The 18,312-nt window shown below is 62.1% G+C and carries 17 protein-coding genes; 12 read left to right on the top strand and 5 right to left on the bottom strand.

The features are described 5' to 3' along the window. Positions 1–6: 6 nt before the first annotated feature. Positions 7–1,002 (bottom strand): DUF2125 domain-containing protein, encoded by a 996-nt coding sequence (locus tag R1W01_RS13685; protein WP_297755882.1) that lies wholly within the window; start codon positions 1,000–1,002, stop codon positions 7–9. Positions 1,003–1,067: 65 nt separating this feature from the next. On the opposite strand from R1W01_RS13685, the gene R1W01_RS13690 reads away from it, so the two are divergent. From R1W01_RS13690 to R1W01_RS13700, 3 genes are all read left to right on the top strand, one after another. Continuing rightward, a complete protein-coding gene (locus R1W01_RS13690; RefSeq protein ID WP_297755884.1) occupies positions 1,068–1,598 on the top strand; it encodes a gamma-glutamylcyclotransferase in 531 nt (176 codons plus the stop codon). 97 nt (positions 1,599–1,695) lie between these two features. Further along, on the top strand, positions 1,696–2,946 hold the full coding sequence (locus R1W01_RS13695) for a biopolymer transporter ExbB (protein WP_243613981.1): 1,251 nt from the start codon (positions 1,696–1,698) through the stop codon (positions 2,944–2,946). Positions 2,947–2,949: 3 nt separating this feature from the next. Continuing rightward, positions 2,950–4,899, top strand: a complete 1,950-nt coding sequence (locus R1W01_RS13700; RefSeq protein WP_297755887.1) for a peptidoglycan -binding protein — start codon at positions 2,950–2,952, stop codon at positions 4,897–4,899. Between the two features lie 6 nt (positions 4,900–4,905). Here R1W01_RS13700 and R1W01_RS13705 read toward each other — a convergent pair whose 3' ends face one another. The 3 genes from R1W01_RS13705 to gloB form a co-directional block, all read right to left on the bottom strand. Beyond that, positions 4,906–5,874: a M23 family metallopeptidase gene (locus tag R1W01_RS13705; protein WP_297755889.1), complete on the bottom strand. Its 969-nt coding sequence runs from the start codon at positions 5,872–5,874 to the stop codon at positions 4,906–4,908. Next, entirely contained in the window at positions 5,874–8,198 is a 2,325-nt protein-coding gene (clpA, locus tag R1W01_RS13710) for an ATP-dependent Clp protease ATP-binding subunit ClpA (protein WP_297755891.1), read from the bottom strand. Before clpA ends, R1W01_RS13705 begins: the two co-directional genes overlap by 1 nt. A 177-nt stretch (positions 8,199–8,375) precedes the next feature. Next, positions 8,376–9,143, bottom strand: coding sequence for a hydroxyacylglutathione hydrolase (gloB, locus tag R1W01_RS13715; RefSeq protein ID WP_297755892.1), 768 nt, complete (start codon positions 9,141–9,143; stop codon positions 8,376–8,378). Positions 9,144–9,204: 61 nt separating this feature from the next. Between gloB and R1W01_RS13720 the strand changes: the two genes are divergently transcribed. The 7 genes from R1W01_RS13720 (at position 9,205) to R1W01_RS13750 (ending at position 15,656) form a co-directional block, all read left to right on the top strand. Then, positions 9,205–9,945: a class I SAM-dependent methyltransferase gene (locus R1W01_RS13720; protein WP_297755893.1), complete on the top strand. Its 741-nt coding sequence runs from the start codon at positions 9,205–9,207 to the stop codon at positions 9,943–9,945. A 356-nt stretch (positions 9,946–10,301) separates the two neighbouring features. Then, positions 10,302–10,868 (top strand): F0F1 ATP synthase subunit delta, encoded by a 567-nt coding sequence (locus R1W01_RS13725; protein ID WP_243613975.1) that lies wholly within the window; start codon positions 10,302–10,304, stop codon positions 10,866–10,868. Beyond that, complete coding sequence (gene atpA / locus R1W01_RS13730; RefSeq protein ID WP_243613974.1) at positions 10,869–12,407, top strand: F0F1 ATP synthase subunit alpha; 1,539 nt, start codon at positions 10,869–10,871, stop codon at positions 12,405–12,407. A 12-nt stretch (positions 12,408–12,419) separates the two neighbouring features. Next, positions 12,420–13,295 (top strand): F0F1 ATP synthase subunit gamma, encoded by an 876-nt coding sequence (locus R1W01_RS13735; RefSeq protein WP_243613973.1) that lies wholly within the window; start codon positions 12,420–12,422, stop codon positions 13,293–13,295. 15 nt (positions 13,296–13,310) lie between these two features. Next, on the top strand, positions 13,311–14,735 hold the full coding sequence (gene atpD / locus R1W01_RS13740) for a F0F1 ATP synthase subunit beta (RefSeq protein WP_243613972.1): 1,425 nt from the start codon (positions 13,311–13,313) through the stop codon (positions 14,733–14,735). An 11-nt stretch (positions 14,736–14,746) separates the two neighbouring features. Next, on the top strand, positions 14,747–15,142 hold the full coding sequence (locus tag R1W01_RS13745; protein WP_297755894.1) for a F0F1 ATP synthase subunit epsilon: 396 nt from the start codon (positions 14,747–14,749) through the stop codon (positions 15,140–15,142). A gap of 163 nt (positions 15,143–15,305) precedes the next feature. Further along, complete coding sequence (locus R1W01_RS13750) at positions 15,306–15,656, top strand: H-type lectin domain-containing protein (protein WP_243613970.1); 351 nt, start codon at positions 15,306–15,308, stop codon at positions 15,654–15,656. A 54-nt stretch (positions 15,657–15,710) separates the two neighbouring features. On the opposite strand, the gene R1W01_RS13755 is transcribed toward R1W01_RS13750, so the two are convergent. Beyond that, a complete protein-coding gene (locus R1W01_RS13755; protein ID WP_243613969.1) occupies positions 15,711–16,733 on the bottom strand; it encodes a ribose-phosphate pyrophosphokinase in 1,023 nt (340 codons plus the stop codon). Positions 16,734–16,860: 127 nt separating this feature from the next. Here R1W01_RS13755 and R1W01_RS13760 point away from each other — a divergent pair, with 127 nt between their 5' ends. Both R1W01_RS13760 and R1W01_RS13765 read left to right on the top strand, forming a co-directional pair. Further along, a complete protein-coding gene (locus R1W01_RS13760; RefSeq protein WP_297755895.1) occupies positions 16,861–17,457 on the top strand; it encodes a 2-hydroxychromene-2-carboxylate isomerase in 597 nt (198 codons plus the stop codon). A 3-nt stretch (positions 17,458–17,460) separates the two neighbouring features. Continuing rightward, positions 17,461–18,270: an alpha/beta fold hydrolase gene (locus R1W01_RS13765; RefSeq protein WP_297755896.1), complete on the top strand. Its 810-nt coding sequence runs from the start codon at positions 17,461–17,463 to the stop codon at positions 18,268–18,270. Positions 18,271–18,312 lie beyond the last annotated feature (42 nt).

Here is an 18,312-nt window from a genome sequence, read left to right on the forward strand (position 1 = left end):
GGTCGTTTAGCGCAGGATGAGCCGCGGGGCAGGGCCGATGGGCACCGGGCCGATCCGCGTCAGGCCGCCGCGAAAGTTGAGCGGGATGTCGAGGGTCTTGGGGTTGCCTGCCATGGCCGAGAGCAACTGCAACCCTTGTTCGATCCCGTCAATCAGAGCAGCCGGCAATTCCTCGCCCTGCCGCGCCAGCGCGATGATCTCGCGCCAGTTGGTGGCGCGCAGCGTGATCTCGCCCTGCGGATAGCCGGACGGGTCGATATCGACCTGGCCCGCCGCATGGAGGTCGAGGCGGCCCCAGGTGAGCTGCGCCATATGCAGGTCGAGCGCGGTTGGCTGTGGGCGCGAGTCTTCAAGCGCTGTGATGTCCCAGGGGCGGGCAAACGTGGCGCTCAGATCGGCCTCGACGGTCTTGAGTGTGCGGGGCAGGGCGGCACCGCTGCGCGCGGCGATCTCGGCGGGCGGGGCAAAGCCCGTCGCGGACAGCGCCATGCGATAGGTCGCTTCGCTTTCGGGGTCTTTGTGCATGGCAAGGCGTAGCGTCTCTGCCGAAAGAGACCACCCCGCCTCAGAGACAAGCGCCAGCGCATCCACCGCGAGGTTGGACCGCTCGAGAGGGAGCGAAGGCGCTCCCGCAACGATGAGTGACGCCTTCATGTCCTCGCTCTTGACCGTCACCCGTTGGTCGGGGAAGGCAAGAACCTGTTCATGCGGCCAGATCGCGATCAGGTGGTTGGGGCGGTAGCTCAGAGCGAAAAGCTGAAAGAACGGGGCTTCCCATGCAACGCCGGTGCCTGGATCGGCAAGCGCCACGTCGGAGAATGTCGCGTCAAAGCGGTTGGGAAAGCCGCGCACGGCAATGTCCGATGTTTCGGCGAGCCACCCTTCGGCCTGCCGCGCCGCGAACCAATCCTCAAAGCCTGATTTGGCGCGTGTGGCTCCGACGAACCAATAGGCGCTCCACCCGAGGGTGAGAACAATGATCACGATCAGCAGACGTTTCATGAGAGAGCCCTTTCGCCGGTCCTTGGTTTGGTGTTTAACCGCCCCGCAACATAAGGACCAGAGGCATGACGATGTGGGTTTTCGGATATGGTTCCCTACTGTGGAACCCCGGTTTCGAAGTGCAGGAACAGGCGGTCGGCACGCTTTGGGGCTGGCACCGGAGTTTCTGTATGCGCTCGATCCACCATCGCGGCACGGTCGAGGCACCGGGGCTTGTACTGGCACTTGATGCCGAGGACGGCGCGCATTGTCAGGGTGTCGCGCTGGCCGTGGCCGAGGGGCAGGAGGCGCAGACGCTCGCATACCTTCGCGAGCGGGAACTCGTCTCGTCGGCCTATTTCGAAACCAATCTCGAGGTCGAACTACGCGATGGGCGACGCATCGAGGCGGTGACCTACGTGATCGACCCCGACCACGTGCAATATTGCCATCTCGACTTGGAGGAACAGGCCCAGATCATCGCCCGCGCTGTGGGCGGGCGGGGGCCGAATACCGACTACCTGCACAACACGGCATCGCACCTGACGGAACTTGGCATCGAAGATGGCGATCTCGACTGGCTTTCGGCGCGTGTCCGGGCACTGACGGGGACGTGACGCGGCACGACCGCCCGGCCCGGTGATAAAACCTTGGCACCTGCCCTGCGAGCCAGTAGGGTGAGCGCAGAAAAACAACGTGCCGGGGGCTGTCCAGATGGACCAGCAGGACCGCGAAGTCGAGCTGCATTTCTCTCATCCTGTCCGCCAGATCATCCTGATGTTGATCGTGCTCGGACTTGTCGGGCTATTGGCCTATGTCGCCTTTCCGAAGGTGCAGCCGGTCTTTATCGCCAACCCCTATCTCAACGGGTTCATCTTCCTTGTCTTCGTGATCGGGGTTCTCGCCTGTTTTGGGCAGGTCTTTTCGCTCATCAATTCGGTGCGCTGGATCGAGAGGTTCGCGACTGGAAGCGAAGGCGGGGAGCCATCAAGCGCGCCCTCGCTCCTTGCGCCCTTGGCGACACTTCTCAAGTCACGCAGCACCTATAGCCAGATCAGCGCCACCTCGACGCGCTCGATCCTCGACTCTGTGGCGACACGGATCGACGAAGGGCGCGAGATCACGCGCTACCTCGTCAATATGCTCATCTTCCTTGGCCTTCTGGGGACGTTCTATGGCCTTGCCACGACGGTTCCGGCGGTGGTCGACACGATCCGCAGCCTTGCACCACAAGAGGGCGAAGGCGGGGTCGAGGTCTTCTCGCGGCTGATGACCGGACTTGAGAGCCAGCTTGGCGGTATGGGCGTGGCTTTTGCCTCGTCGTTGCTTGGTCTGGCGGGCTCGCTCATTGTCGGCCTTTTGGAACTGTTTGCCGGGCATGGGCAGAACCGTTTTTACCGCGAGCTTGAAGAATGGCTCTCGTCGATCACACGCCTTGGCTATAGCTCGGGAGATGGCGAAGGGGAGGGCGGCATCGACGAGGCGGCGATGGCCCTTGTCCTCGACCAGATGGGCGAGCAGATGGACAGCCTGCGCACGCTCTTTACCGAGGCCGGGGAACGGCAGGCCGCGGTTGATGACAAGCTTGGCCAGCTTGCCGAGAGCATGACACGGATGACCGAGCGGATGGAGGCCAACGCGCCGACGACGCAGGCGCTTTTGCGGGTGGCCGAAGGTCAGGAACATCTTATCGCGACGCTCGAGGCGCGGGCAGAGACGGACGCGGACGGTGGCATCGACGCCGAGAGCCGGATGCGCCTGCGCTCGATCGACGTTCAGATGCTGCGTATTCTTGAAGAGATTTCCGCCGGGCGACAGGAAAGCATGATTGAGTTGCGCACCGATCTTGCCGCGCTGGGCCGCGTTCTCAAGCAGGGTCAGCAGGCCGCCAATGCAGGCGGCGGCGCGCGTCGGGGCAAGCGCAAGCCAGCGCAGGATGATCCATCGCAGGGGCAGGAGGGCTAAGCTATGGCCCTGTCCCGCCGTACCGGACAACGTTTCCAAGCGTCGATCTGGCCCGGTTTCGTGGATGCGATGACCGGGCTTCTGCTTGTGCTGATGTTCGTGCTGACCATTTTCATGGTGGTGCAATTCGTTCTGCGCGAGACGATTTCCGGACAAGAGACAGAGCTTGATGAGCTCTCTGCCGAGGTTGCCGCGCTGGCGCAGGCGCTGGGCCTTGAGCAACAGGCCAATGCGGCCCTTGAACAGCAGGTTGGCGGACTTCGGGCGACGTTGAACGATGCGCAGGACGAAGTGGCCCGACAAACCGCGCTGATTGCCTCGCTGTCGTCCGATCTTGCGGCGCGGGAAGACGCCCTCGCCGCAGCACAGACCCAGATCACAAGCTTTGAGGCACAGGTCGCGGCGCTTCTTTCGGAGCGGGATACGGCGCTTGCGCAGGTGGACGCGCTCGAGGGGGAAAAGGCCGAACTTCTAAGCGAGCAAGAGGCGCTTAACCTTGCGCTTGCCACGGCGCGCGACGAGATCGATTCACAGGCCGAGGCGGCCCGTTTGGCGGCGGCCCGGCGCGAGGCGCTCGAAGCGATGATTGCCGATTTGAACGCCGAGGCCGAGGCGAGCGCCGAGGACCGCGCCGCGCTTCTTGCCCGTGCCGAAAGCCTCGAAGCGGAATTGGATGAGCAGGAGAAACAGCGCCTCGTTGAAGCGGCGGCGAGCGAAGCCTTGCGCAAGCGCCTTGAAGAGGCGGATGCGGAACTGACAGCGATGACCCTTGCGCTTGAGGCACAGCGCAAGAAGGCCGAAGAAACGCTGACCCTTCTGGCGGCGGCGGAGAAGGCGCGCGACGACCTCGATCTGCGGCTCGCGGCGGCGCTTCTCGAAGAGGAAACCACCGAGGAGGCGCTGGCCAAGGCGCAGGCCGCGTTGGCCGCGGCAGAAGCGGACCGCGCCGCGCAAGGCGAAGAGATGAGCGCTGCGATTGCCGCACGCGAGGCCGACCTCGAGGATTTGCGCGCCCGTCTGGCCGAGGCGGTCGCGGCGAAGCTTGCCACCGACGAAGACCTCGCCGCACGCCGCACCGAGGCCGAGGCGCTGGCCGCCGACAAGGCCGAGATCGAGGCTCAGCTTGCCGCCGCATTGGCCGCCAAAGTCGCGGCAGAACAGAACGCCGAGACCCAACTCAGCGAAGCCGAGCAACGTGCCGCGCTTCTCAAGGCGGCGAATGCGGAACTTGCCGATGTCGAGGCGCGCTCTGCCGAGAGCCAGCGCGAAGTGGCGCTCTTGAACCAACAGGTTGCCGCCCTGCGCCAGCAATTGGGGTCGCTTCAGGCGTTGCTTGACGATGCCAAGGAACGCGATGCGGCGGCGCAGGTCCGGCTTCAGAGTCTTGGCACTGACCTCAACGCGGCGCTGGCCCGTGCCGCGGCCGAGGAGCGTCGGCGGCGGCAACTCGAAGAGGCCGAGCGCAAGCGGCTTGAGGAAGAGGCCAAGAACCTTGAGCAATATCGTTCGGAGTTCTTTGGCCGCCTGCGCGAGGTGCTTGCAGGGCAAGAGGGCGTGCGGATCGTCGGCGACCGGTTCGTGTTTTCCTCCGAGGTGCTTTTCCCGCCGGGCGGGGCCGAGCTTTCGACAGCGGGCGAGCGCGAGATTGCAAAGATCGCGGGGATCCTGCGCAGTGTCGCGGACGATATTCCCGATACGATCGACTGGGTGATCCGGGTCGATGGGCATACCGACAACGTGCCGATCATCAACGGCGCAGAGTTTGCAGATAACTGGGAGCTGAGTCAGGCGCGGGCGCTGTCGGTGGTGCGTTATATGGTGAATTTCCTTGGCATCCCGCCGAACCGTCTTTCGGCGAACGGCTTTGGCGAGTACCAACCGCTCGACCCCCGCGACACGCGCGAGGCGCGGGCCAAGAACCGCCGGATTGAGTTGAAGATCACCGAGAAATAGGGCGGCCTAGTCGGTCAGTGTTGTTTCGGTCGTGAGGCGGCCAAGTTCGCGCCCGTCGCGGATCAGGGTGACTGTGCCGATATAGCGGCCCGGAACGGTGTTGCCCGCGTGCAGTCTGCGCCCGGCGGCGCGCATGGCTTGGGCCTGCGTCTTGTCGATGGTCGCATCGTGTTCGGAAAAGAGGCCATTGGGGCCTTCAATCTTGAAATGCATCGTGTCGCCGGGACGGGTGCCAAAGAGATGCCCCCAAAGCACCAGCCCGCCTTGTGCCGCAGAGATGCGGGGGGCGTGGGCCTTGCCCCATTTGACGTGATCGTAGCTTGGAACACCAAAGCTGAACCCGGCGTTGATAAGGCCGCCTGCGCGATAGGGGGTGTTCTTTTGCCAGAGGGTATCATCGCCTTGCGTGCCACAGGTGAGGCGGTCGTCGGTATTGAACGGATCGACCAGCGTACCGTTATGGCGCACGGAGATGTGCAGATGTGGGAAAGCGGTGCGCCCGGACATGCCGATCTGTCCAATGACGGCGCCGGTGTCGATCTTCTCACCTCGCTGTACCGCGATAGAGCCCATTTGCATGTGGCAATATTGGGTGACCCAGCCATCGCCATGATCGATCACGACGCCATTGCCACAGTCCTGTCCCTCGGGAAAATCCATTTCGGCACCAAGAAAGTGGTCTGGCACACCATCGCGCGTGGCGGTGACCACGCCAGGGGCCGCGGCGAGAGCGTTCACACCGGACAGGGCCTCAAGATGGGTGGCAAGGGCCACATCGGTGCCTTTGTGACCGTCATAGGTCAGGTGGCCGCAGGTGAAATCCTGTGCACCGGGGCCGGGGTCCGCATCGACATAGTTCTGAATAAAACAGGTCTCTCCAAGCGCGCAATCGACGGGCAGCGCGAGGGTGATCCCTTCGGAAAAAGCAGGGGCCGCCGCAAGCGCGGCGGCCGTTGCTAAGGCGAGCCGGTGCATTACTCTGCGGTGAGAAGCGGCGGCTTGGACCCTGTCAGGCGTGGGTTGTCGGGGCCGTCGAAGGTCAGCTTCAGCTCGCCATTCTTGACCGTGACCTTGACCACACCGCCCTTGGCGAGCTTGCCAAACAGCAGCTCTTCCGCGAGGGGCTTTTTGATATGCTCCTGAATCACGCGACCAAGCGGGCGAGCGCCCATCTTGTCGTCATAGCCCTTGTCGGCGAGCCATTCGGCCGCTTTCGGGGTCAGTTCGATGGTCACGTTGCGATCCATGAGCTGCGCCTCAAGTTGCAGCACGAACTTCTCGACCACCTGCAGGATGGTGTCCTTGGGCAGCGGTGCGAAGGAAATCACCGCGTCGAGACGGTTGCGGAATTCCGGCGTGAAGGTGCGCTCGATGGCGGCGGTATCCTCGCCCTCGCGACGGTCGCGGCCAAATCCGATGGCGGATTTTGCCAATTCGGCAGCGCCGGCGTTCGAGGTCATGATGAGGATCACGTTGCGGAAATCCACGGTGCGCCCGTTGTGATCGGTGAGCGAGCCGTGGTCCATCACCTGCAGCAGGATGTTATAGACATCCGGGTGCGCCTTTTCGATCTCGTCGAGAAGGAGGACACAATGCGGGTGCTGATCGACGCCATCCGTCAGCTGGCCGCCCTGATCAAAACCGACATAGCCCGGAGGCGCGCCGATCAGGCGGGAAACGGCGTGTTTCTCCATGTATTCGGACATGTCGAAGCGCAGCAATTCGACCCCAAGCGTCGAGGCGAGTTGCTTGGCGACCTCGGTTTTGCCGACACCGGTCGGCCCGGCAAAGAGATAGTTGCCGATGGGTTTTTCCGGTTCGCGCAGGCCCGCACGGGCCAGCTTGATCGCCGACGACAGCGCCTCAATGGCGTTGTCCTGACCAAAGACCACGCGTTTGAGGGTCTTCTCCATATCCTTGAGAACCTCGGCATCATCCTTGGAGACGTTCTTGGGCGGGATGCGGGCGATCTTGGCGACCACGGCCTCGATCTCCTTGACGCCGATGGTCTTGCGCCGCTTGGAGGCGGCCACGAGATGCTGCGCGGCGCCCGCTTCGTCGATCACGTCGATCGCCTTGTCGGGCAGTTTGCGGTCATTCATATAGCGCGCCGAAAGCTCAACCGCCGTCTTGATCGCATCATTGGTGAATTTCACGCTGTGATGGTCTTCGAAATAGGGCTTGAGCCCTTTCAGGATCTTGATCGTGTCGGGCACCGAAGGCTCGACCACGTCGATCTTCTGGAACCGGCGGGAAAGGGCGCGGTCCTTTTCGAAGTGTTGGCGGAATTCCTTGTAGGTGGTCGATCCCATGGTGCGCAGCTTGCCGCCCTGAAGCGCGGGCTTCAGGAGGTTGGAGGCATCCATGGCGCCGCCCGAGGTTGCGCCGGCACCGATCACGGTATGGATTTCGTCGATGAAAAGAACCGCGTCTGGATGATCCTCAAGCTCGGTTACCACGGCCTTGAGGCGTTCCTCAAAGTCACCGCGATACCGTGTGCCCGCGAGAAGCGCGCCCATGTCGAGCGAATAGATCGTCGTATTGGCCAGAACCTCGGGGGTGTCGCCCTTGACAATCTGATGCGCGAGGCCCTCGGCGATGGCGGTCTTGCCAACACCCGGATCGCCGACGAGGAGCGGGTTGTTCTTACGGCGGCGGCAGAGCACCTGAATACAGCGCTCGACCTCGGAATCGCGCCCGATCAGCGGGTCGATATCCCCGGCGCGCGCCTTGGCGTTAAGATCGACACAGTATTTCGCAAGCGCGCTTTCCTTATTGTCGCCCTCGGGGGTGGCATCCACGGTACTTTCGTCACCGAGATCTGCGCCACTTACCGGGCGGGCCTCGCCAAAGGCGGGGTCTTTGGCGACCCCATGCGCGATATAGTTCACGGCGTCATAGCGGGTCATGTCCTGCTCTTGCAGGAAGAAGGCCGCGTTGCTTTCGCGTTCGGCAAAGATCGCGACGAGGACATTGGCCCCCGTGACCTCGGTCCGGCCTGAAGATTGCACATGGATCGCGGCGCGCTGGATCACGCGCTGGAAGGCGGCGGTCGGGACCGCTTCGGAGCCTTCGATATCTGTCACCAAGGTGGAAAGGTCTTCGTCGATATATTCCACGAGGCTGCCACGCAGCTCTTCGAGGTCGACGCCGCAGGCCTGAAGGACGCGCAGGGCGTCGGGTTCTTCAAGCAGGGCAAGAAGAAGGTGCTCCAGGGTGGCGAATTCGTGCTTGCGCGCGTTGGCCTGGGCCAGCGCCGCGTGGATTGCCTGTTCGAGCGTGTTCGAGAATGAAGGCACTGCTCTTGTCCTCCTTCGGGTTCTGGGTCGTTCGGGCGTCGTGTCCGTTCGACCATGGCCTCATGTTCTTAAAGTTTGGTCTATCTTGCCCGGTCTTCAAGGACTTTCTGCATTTTCCCGGTCACATTTCCTTTGGCGGGCCGGTTTCGGGGGAGGCATTGGGCAGTGAAACCCGCCCTAGAACGCGTCCTTCAGGCGGCGGATTTCGGTGAAAACCTCTGTGTCTGTCGCATCTTGCATGCCAAGTTGGGCGCGAATGGCCGGGTCGGCGGCACGCAGGAACGGGTTTGTAGCCATTTCTTCGGAGAGAATCGACGGAACGGTCGGGCGGTTCTCCTTGCGCGCCTTGGCAATCGCCTCGCCGCGCGCCTTGAGCGCGGGATTGTCGGGATCGACGGTCAGGGCAAAGCGCAGGTTGGTTTCGGTATATTCATGCCCCGAGCAGACCATGGTCTCGCCCGGAAGTGCCGCGAGCTTGCCGAGGCTCTGCCACATCTGGGCGGGCGTGCCTTCGAAGAGGCGCCCACAACCAAGCGCCATCAGGCTATCGGCAGTAAAGACGACGCCGGTCGCGGGAAAGTGAAAGGCGACATGGCCGACCGTGTGGCCCGACACATCGAGAACCGTCATCTCCTCGCCGCAGACCGTGACCGTATCCCCCTCGGACACTGCGAGGTCGAGCGCAGGCAGGCGGTGTGCGTCGGCCTTGGCGCCGATGACCCGCGCCTTGTGCACCTCGAGAATGGCAGCAAGCCCGTCGACGTGATCCCAGTGGTGATGCGTCAACAGCACCGTATCGAGCGTCCAGCCGAGTTGGTTGAGGGCGCTTAGGATGGGGCCGGATTCGGGCGCATCGACAAGCGCAGTCTCACCGCTGTCCGTATTGTGAACGAGGAATGCGTAGTTGTCGGCAAGGCAGGGGATCGTCACTGTCTCGAGGGGCATGGATTTTCGCCTTTACGTTGCTATGGTGCCCCCAGACTTGCCGATCATATGGACAGTTGCAATGCATCTCGACGTGCAGGACCTCAGGAACTTCTATTACCGCAGCACCCTTGGGCGCGCGGCACAGAAAGCGGTGCGCGACGAGATGCGCGAACTTTGGCCCGAGGCAAAGGGGATGACGGTTGCGGGATACGGCTTTGCCGTGCCGCTCTTGCGGCCCTACCTCGCGGATGCGCGTCGGGTGATCGGCTTGATGCCCGCGCCACAGGGGGTCATGCCGTGGCCTGCCGGGCTCGCCAATGTCTCGGTGCTCTGCGAGGAAACGCTCTGGCCGATTGAGACGGGGCGGGTTGACCGGCTTGTGGTGATGCACGGGCTCGAGACCTGCGAGCGGCCTGCGGACCTTCTCGATGAGGCCTATCGCGTGCTTGGTCCCGGTGGGCGGGCGCTTTTCGTGGTGCCGAACCGCGCTGGCCTCTGGTCGCGCAGTGATGCCACGCCGTTTGGCTATGGCCGACCCTATTCCATCGGTCAGCTCGAATCCCAGCTGCGCGCCGCGGGGTTCATGCCCGAACGCAACCGCGCCACGCTTTATCAACCGCCGTCGCACAAACGCTTCTGGCGCAAGACGGGGGCGCTTTGGGAAGGTATCGGCCGCACCATTGCGCCGGTTCTGGCGGGGGGCGTGTTGATGATCGAGGCGTCCAAGCGCGTGCACGCACCGCGCGGGCCGGGGGTTCATGTCAAAGTCCCCAAACCGCTTGGCGTGCTGAGCCCGAAACCGGGGACAGCGCCCGTCTGAGCCTTCCCTTCGGGTCAGGGCGGGGCCGGGTGCCGTCCCGCGCGGCCTGTTCTTTGCCTATTTTCTCCTGTTGTCGCTAACATTTTCCGCCTTGTCGCCTTTGGGAATCGCGAAAATCCACGGATTCCCGGAATTTTTTTTGACGCAGGGTCGCGAGCAAAGGGTCGCACTTGGCAAAACGCCTTGAAAATATGGGGTTTTCGCGAAAACCGTAAATCGGCAAACAATGTTGCTAGGTGGGCAAGGCTCTGCTACATCGTCGCTGGATTTTACTGCCCCGATCCAACGGGGTTATGAAACGCCCCCGAGTGCAGCATACAATTGTATGCCGAAATTCGGGGCCAGAACGCGGAAGGGTGGACGTGTCCGAACCAGCTTCGATCTCCTCCGGCATCGCCGAACGCTATGCCACCGCGGTCTTCGAGATCGCGAAAGAGAACAAGACGCTTTCCAAACTGGAAGGTGGCCTTGACGACCTGAGCAGCGCACTGGACGACAGTGCAGAACTGCGCGACCTGATTTCCTCGCCGCTCTACAGCCGCGACGACCAGGCCAAGGCCATTGCCGAAATCGCCAAGAAAATGGGTCTTCAGCCGGTGCTGAAGAACGTGCTGGCCCTGATGGCCGAAAAGCGCCGCCTGTTTGTCCTGCCCCAGCTGATCTCGCGCCTGCGCGAACTCATCGCTGAGGACAAGGGCGAGGTGACTGCAGACGTGGTGACCGCCAAGCCGCTCACCAAGGCGCAGAGCGAAAAACTTGCCAAGACTCTTGCCGCGCGTGTCGGCAAGGACGTCAAGATCAATGCGGCCGTTGACAAGTCTCTTGTCGGCGGTCTTGTCGTTAAAGTGGGCTCCAAGATGATCGATACCTCGATCGCCTCCAAGCTCGCCTCCCTCCAGAATGCAATGAAAGAGGTCGGATAAATGGGTATCCAAGCAGCAGAGATTTCTGCGATCCTGAAGGACCAGATCAAGAACTTCGGCAAGGAAGCCGAAGTGGCCGAGGTCGGCCGCGTGCTCTCCGTCGGTGACGGTATTGCGCGTGTCTACGGCCTGGACAACGTTCAAGCCGGTGAGATGGTGGAATTTCCGGGCGGTATCCGGGGTATGGCCCTCAACCTTGAAAGCGACAACGTTGGTGTCGTGATCTTCGGTTCGGACCGTGACATCAAAGAAGGTGACACCGTCAAGCGCACCAACTCGATCGTGGACGTGCCTGCTGGTCCCGAACTTCTCGGCCGCGTGGTCGATGGTCTCGGCAACCCGCTCGACGGCAAGGGCCCGATCAAAGCGACCCAGCGCAACGTCGCAGACGTTAAAGCGCCGGGCATCATCCCGCGTAAATCGGTTCACGAACCGATGGCAACCGGCCTCAAGTCGGTCGACGCGATGATCCCGATCGGTCGTGGCCAGCGTGAGCTTATCATTGGCGACCGTCAGACCGGTAAGACCGCCGTGGCTCTCGACGCCATCCTGAACCAGAAATCCTACAACGACGCCGCCGGCGACGACGAGAGCAAGAAGCTCTACTGCGTCTACGTGGCTGTTGGCCAGAAGCGCTCGACCGTTGCGCAGCTGGTGAAGAAGCTGGAAGAAACCGGCGCCATCGAATACTCGATCGTCGTCGCGGCCACCGCGTCCGACCCGGCACCGATGCAGTTCCTTGCCCCCTACGCCGCAACCGCGATGGCGGAATACTTCCGCGACAACGGCAAGCACGCGCTCATCATCTATGATGACCTGTCGAAACAGGCTGTGGCCTATCGTCAGATGTCGCTGCTGCTCCGCCGCCCGCCGGGACGTGAAGCCTATCCGGGCGACGTTTTCTATCTCCACTCCCGCCTGCTCGAGCGTTCGGCCAAGCTGAACGAAGACTTCGGCGCTGGCTCGCTGACGGCTCTGCCGGTCATCGAAACCCAGGGTGGTGACGTTTCGGCGTTTATTCCGACCAACGTGATCTCGATCACCGACGGCCAGATCTTCCTCGAAACCGAACTCTTCTACCAAGGCATCCGCCCGGCCGTGAACACCGGTCTGTCGGTGTCGCGCGTGGGTTCGTCGGCTCAGACCAAGGCGATGTCCTCGGTGGCTGGTCCGGTGAAACTGTCGCTCGCTCAGTATCGCGAGATGGCGGCCTTCGCTCAGTTCGGTTCCGACCTCGACGCCGCGACCCAGCAGCTGCTGAACCGTGGTGCACGTCTGACCGAGCTGATGAAACAGGCTCAGTATTCGCCGCTGACCAACGCGGAAATCGTCTGCGTCATCTTCGCCGGTGTGAACGGCTTCCTCGACAAGGTCGACGTCAAGGACGTGGGTCGTTTCGAGCAGGGCCTCCTGCAACACCTGCGCGGCAAACATGCCGACCTTCTCCAGTGGATCACCGACGAAGATCCCAAGATCAAAGGTGATGCCGCTGATCGCGTCAAAGCCGCGCTGGACGAATACGCAGCTGACTTCGCTTAAGGGGTTCGGACAATGCCTAGTCTGAAGGACCTAAAAAACCGGATCGAGAGTGTGAAAAACACTCGGAAGATCACCAAAGCCATGCAGATGGTTGCCGCGGCGAAACTTCGCCGCGCGCAGGATGCTGCCGAGGCGTCGCGCCCCTATACCGAGCGGTTCAATGCCGTTCTCGGTGGGCTCGCGGCGTCGGTCGGCGGCTCCGACTCTGCGCCCAAGCTTCTGTCGGGGACCGGCAGCGATCAGACCCACCTTCTCGTGGTGATGACCGCTGAACGCGGCCTCTGCGGTGGCTTTAACGCGAACATCGCCAAGCTGGCGCGCGCGAAAGCTGCGGAACTTTCCGCTGAGGGCAAGACCGTCAAGGTCCTGACCGTCGGCAAGAAAGGCCGCGACGCGCTCAAGCGTGAGCTGGGTGACCAGTTCGTTGGCCATGTGGACCTGACCGAAGTGAAACGTGTCGGCTATGACGACGCGCAAGGTATTGCGCGCGACATCCTCGGCCGGTTCGACAACGGTGAGTTCGACGTTGCGACGATCTTCTATGCACAGTTCGTCAACGTCGTGACCCAGGTTCCAACCGCACAGCAGATCATCCCGGCCTCCTTTGAGGGTGCCGAGGCCGATGGTGCGTCGACCCTGTACGACTACGAGCCCAGCGAAGAGGCAATCCTTGCCGACCTGCTGCCGCGCGGCGTCGCGACACAGATCTTCGCAGCACTGCTGGAAAACGGCGCTTCGGAGCAGGGCGCGCGGATGTCCGCAATGGACAACGCGACCCGCAACGCAGGCGATATGATCGACAAGCTGACCATCGAGTATAACCGCTCGCGTCAGGCTGTGATTACCAACGAGCTTATTGAAATCATCTCGGGCGCTGAAGCGCTCTAAGACCGGAGACGAAACATGGCAAACGCAAAAGGCAAGGTGACCCAGATCATCGGCGCCGTTGTGGACGTGCAGTTCGAGGATGCCCTCCCGGAAATCCTGAACGCACTGAACACCGAAAACAATGGTAAGAAACTGGTTCTGGAAGTGTCCCAGCACCTCGGCGAAAACACCGTTCGCTGCATCGCGATGGACGCGACCGAAGGTCTCGTCCGTGGCGCGGCAGTCGAGGACACCGGCGCACCGATCTCGGTGCCGGTTGGTAACGCGACCCTCGGTCGTATCCTCAACGTCGTTGGCGAGCCCGTCGACGAAAAAGGCCCGGTGAACGCGAAAGAAACACGCGCCATTCACCAGCCGGCCCCGGAATTCGACGAACAGGCGACCGAGACCGAGATCCTCGTGACCGGCATCAAGGTTATCGACCTTCTCGCACCTTATTCCAAAGGTGGTAAGATCGGCCTCTTCGGCGGCGCCGGCGTGGGTAAAACCGTTCTCATCATGGAACTCATCAACAACATCGCAAAAGTGCACTCGGGTTTCTCGGTGTTCGCAGGTGTGGGTGAGCGGACCCGTGAAGGTAACGACCTCTACTGGGAAATGATCGAATCTGACGTGATCAAGCCCGACAACCTCGAAGAATCGCAGGTTGCTCTGGTCTACGGTCAGATGAACGAGCCTCCGGGGGCACGTGCACGCGTCGCTCTGACCGGTCTGACCCTCGCAGAACAGTTCCGTGACCAGTCCGGGACCGACGTTCTGTTCTTCGTCGACAACATCTTCCGCTTCACGCAGGCCGGTTCCGAGGTGTCCGCACTTCTCGGCCGTATCCCCTCTGCTGTGGGTTACCAGCCGACGCTGGCCACCGACATGGGCGCGATGCAGGAACGCATTACCTCGACCAAAGCAGGCTCGATCACCTCGATCCAGGCCGTGTACGTTCCCGCGGACGACCTTACCGACCCCGCACCGGCCACGACCTTCGCCCACCTCGACGCAACGACGGTTCTCAACCGTGCGATCTCCGAGCTTGGTATCTACCCGGCCGTTGACCCGCTCGACTCGTCCTCGCGTATTCTCGACCCGCAGATCGTGGGCGAGGAGCACTATCAGGTGGCCCGCGACGTTCAGAACATCCTTCAGCGCTACAAGTCGCTTCAGGACATCATCGCCATTCTCGGCATGGACGAACTCTCGGAAGAAGACAAACTTACCGTGGCCCGTGCCCGTAAGATCCAGCGTTTCCTCTCGCAGCCGTTCGACGTTGCGAAAGTGTTCACTGGCTCGGACGGTGTGCAGGTTCCGATCGAAGACACCATCTCTTCGTTCAAAGCGGTTGTCGCTGGTGAATACGACCACCTGCCGGAAGGTGCCTTCTACATGGTGGGCGGCATCGAGGAAGTGATCGCCAAAGCCGAGAAGATGGCTGCTGAAGCGGCCTAAGGAGGCCCGAAATGGCAAACACGATGCAATTTGACCTGGTCAGCCCTGAGCGGAGCCTCGCTTCGCTTCAGGTGACCGCCGTGCAAATCCCCGGCGCAGATGGCGACATGACCGCCATGCCGGGGCATGCGGCGACGCTGACCTCGCTGCGCCCCGGCGTGGTGAAGGTTCAATCGTCTGACGGCGAAAAAGACTTTGTCGTCACCCGCGGTTTCGCCGAGATTTCGGCGGATTCGATTTCGGTGATCGCCGAGCACGCCCATGTGGGTGCCGACGTGACCAAGGCCGATCTTGAGGATGTTCTCTCTGCAGCCCGCGCCGCAGCCGAGAACGCCGATGCGGAAGACAAGGACGCGGCGGAGAAATTCGTCGCCGACATGGTTCACCTGCTCGACTCCATGGATTGATCCAACGGACCGACAGGACCGGAACAAGGCCCCTTCCCGCGCGGAAGGGGCCTTTTCTTATTCAACGACGGTGTTGGCGGCCTGATCTGACGTCAATCGGCCTATTTCCAATTGCCAAGGCCCTGTGAATTCCGTTAGGTCAATGTGACTACTGGAAGATGAAATGAAGCGACTAAGAAATCATCTTATCGGGGTGGCGCAAGGTGACGTGCCCCTCTTTTCGGATTTTGAAGACGGCGGTGACATGTGGACTGGCACCGGCCCCCGCGAGCGCCGCAAGACCGTAACTTTCTCTGAACCGTTCCGCCAACCGCCCTCCGTACAGGTCGGCCTTTCGCTTTCGGATATGGATAGCGCGCATAATACCCGCGCCGAGGTCAAGGCAGAGCATATCAGCGCAACCGGATTTGACCTTGTGTTTCGCACATGGGGCGACACGCGGATCGCGCGGGTTCGGATGAGTTGGTTCGCGATTGGTGAATTGCACCACGCCGATGATTGGCAGATCGAATAGGACAAAAAAGGGCGCCACAACGGGCGCCCTTGTCATTCTTGGCTCTGGCCACGCTTAGCGCGTCTTGAACAGACCTTCGTAGGCGGGTTCAAGCGTCTCGGTCTCAAACAGCGACGAGACACTGGTGCCGTTCCAGATATTGAGGATCGCTTGCGCAAAAAGCGGCGCGGTCGGCAGGATGCGGATATTCTCGGCGGATTTCACGGCCTCGGTGGGTTCGATCGAATCCGTGATAACCAGCGATTTCATCACCGAATTGGTGATCCGCTCAACCGCCGGGCCGGACATGACGCCGTGGGTGATGTAGGAATGGACCTCGGTCGCACCATGCTCGAGCAGCACTTCTGCTGCCTTGCAGAGGGTGCCCGCCGTGTCGCACATGTCGTCCACAATCAGGCATTTCTTGCCTTCAACGTTGCCGATCACCGTCATCTCGGCGACTTCGCCGGGCTTTTCGCGGCGCTTGTCCACGATCGAGAGCGGGGCGTTGATCCGCTTGGCAAGCTCGCGGGCACGGGCCACGCCGCCGACATCGGGCGACACCACCATCACATCGTTGAGCGCATCGCCGGGGAACTGTGCCATGATGTCGAGCGCGAAGATCGGCGAGGCATAGAGGTTGTCCACGGGAATATCAAAGAAGCCCTGAATCTGGGCCGCGTGCAGGTCCATCGTCAGAACCCGTTCGATGCCTGCCTCGACGAGCATGTTGGCGACGAGCTTGGCCGAAATCGGTGTCCGGGCCTTGGCGCGGCGATCTTGGCGGGCATAGCCGAAATAGGGGATCACGGCGGTGATGCGCTTGGCCGAGGACCGGCGCAGCGCGTCGGCCATGATCAGAAGCTCCATCAGGTTGTCATTGGCCGGGCGCGATGTCGATTGGACGATGAACATGTCCTCGCCGCGCACGTTCTCGAACACTTCGACAAAGATTTCCTGATCGTTGAACCGTTCGACGCGGGCATCGACAAGGCCGAGGGTCTTGCCGCGATGCATGGACATGCGGCGGCAGATCGCGTTGGCGAGCGGCTTATTCGACGTGCCTGTGATGAGCTTGGGTTCGAGAATGTGTGCCATATATGTGGTCCCCAGGGCGTATTGTCGCCGCGTCGCATTCCCTGCGGTGACAGATTCGTGACATTGCACACCGCTTAACATGGGCATACCCTCTGGCAAAGACATGCCGCGCGCGCGAAGGGAACAAATGACACATATAGACTACTATTTTTCGACGATTTCGCCCTATGCCTACCTTGCGGGCGACCGTCTCGAGGCGATCGCCGCACGTCACGGCGCCGAGATCACCTACAAGCCTCTGGATGTGATCGCGCTTTTTGCGCGGACCGGCGGCACCGCCCCAGCCGATAGACATCCCGCGCGCATGGACTATCGCGCGCAGGACCTCCTGCGTCAGGCCAAGGTGGCCGACCTGCCGTTCAATCTCAAACCCGCGCATTGGCCGACCAATGCCGCGCCCTCGTCCTACGCGATCATCGCGGCGCAGAAGGCAGGCGGCGATACCGGCGCGCTTGTGCAGGCGCTCTTGCGGGCCTGCTGGGCCGATGAGAAGGACATTGCCGAAGACAGTGTGATCCAGGCCTGTCTCGAGGAGACAGGGTTCGACCCGAGCCTCGCTGACAGTGGCTTGCTGCTTGGCGCGGAAACCTATCCCCGCAATCTTGAGGAGGCGGTCGAGGCCGGTGCGTTTGGCTCGCCTTTCTATATCACGGACGATGGCGCGCGCTTCTTCGGGCAGGATCGCCTTGCCCATCTCGACCTGCATCTCGCCGGGGAGCTCTGAGACATGACGGCCAGCACGATGGAAGCGCCGCTTGCGCTTCATGCGCGGACCTACGGAACTGGCCCGCGCAAGGCGATCGCCCTGCATTGCTCGCTGGCCCATTCCGGGGCGTGGCGCGGCGTCGCTCAACAGCTTGAGGACGATCTGACCATCACCGCGCTTGATCTGCCGGGCCATGGCAAAAGCCCGGTTTGGGGCGGGCATGGCGATCTGACCGAAGAAACGTTGAAGGCGCTCTTGCCGCTTGTCACCGAGCCGGTGGACCTGATCGGGCATAGCTTTGGCGGCGTGCTGTCGCTGCTGATCGCGCTCGAGAAACCTGAAATGGTGCGCAGCCTGTCGCTCTTCGAGCCGGTCTTGATGGCCGTGGCGCGGGAGGATGCGCCAGAGCTTCATCAATGGAACTGTGCTCACATGGACGAGATCAACGCCCATATCGAGGCGGGCGACCCGGCAATGGGCGCGCGAATCTTCCTGCGGGTCTGGGGCGATGGGCGGCCTTGGGACGCTTTGCCCGAGGAGCTTCAGAAAACCGCGACGCGGCTCATTCCCTTTATCGGGGCGAGCCAGCCTGCGTTGGCCGATGACAACACCAACCTGATCCCGCGTCTTGGCCAGATCACCGCGCCCTGCGTGTTGATGGACGGAGGACAATCGCCGGCCCTGATGAAAACGGTGCAGGACGGTCTTGCCGCCCGTATTCCCAATGCGCGGCGCGCGACACTTGCCGCCGCGGGGCATATGGGGCCGATCACCCATGCCGCAGAGGTCGCCGCCGAAATCCGCAAGACGATGGCCAAAGCCCCCGCCTGAGCGTCACCTGATCGCCATCATTGCTGCAATGCGGCATCAGGG

This window comes from Shimia sp. FJ5, from assembly GCF_032918335.1.
In the GTDB taxonomy this organism is placed as follows: Bacteria; Pseudomonadota; Alphaproteobacteria; order Rhodobacterales; family Rhodobacteraceae; genus Shimia; species Shimia aestuarii_A.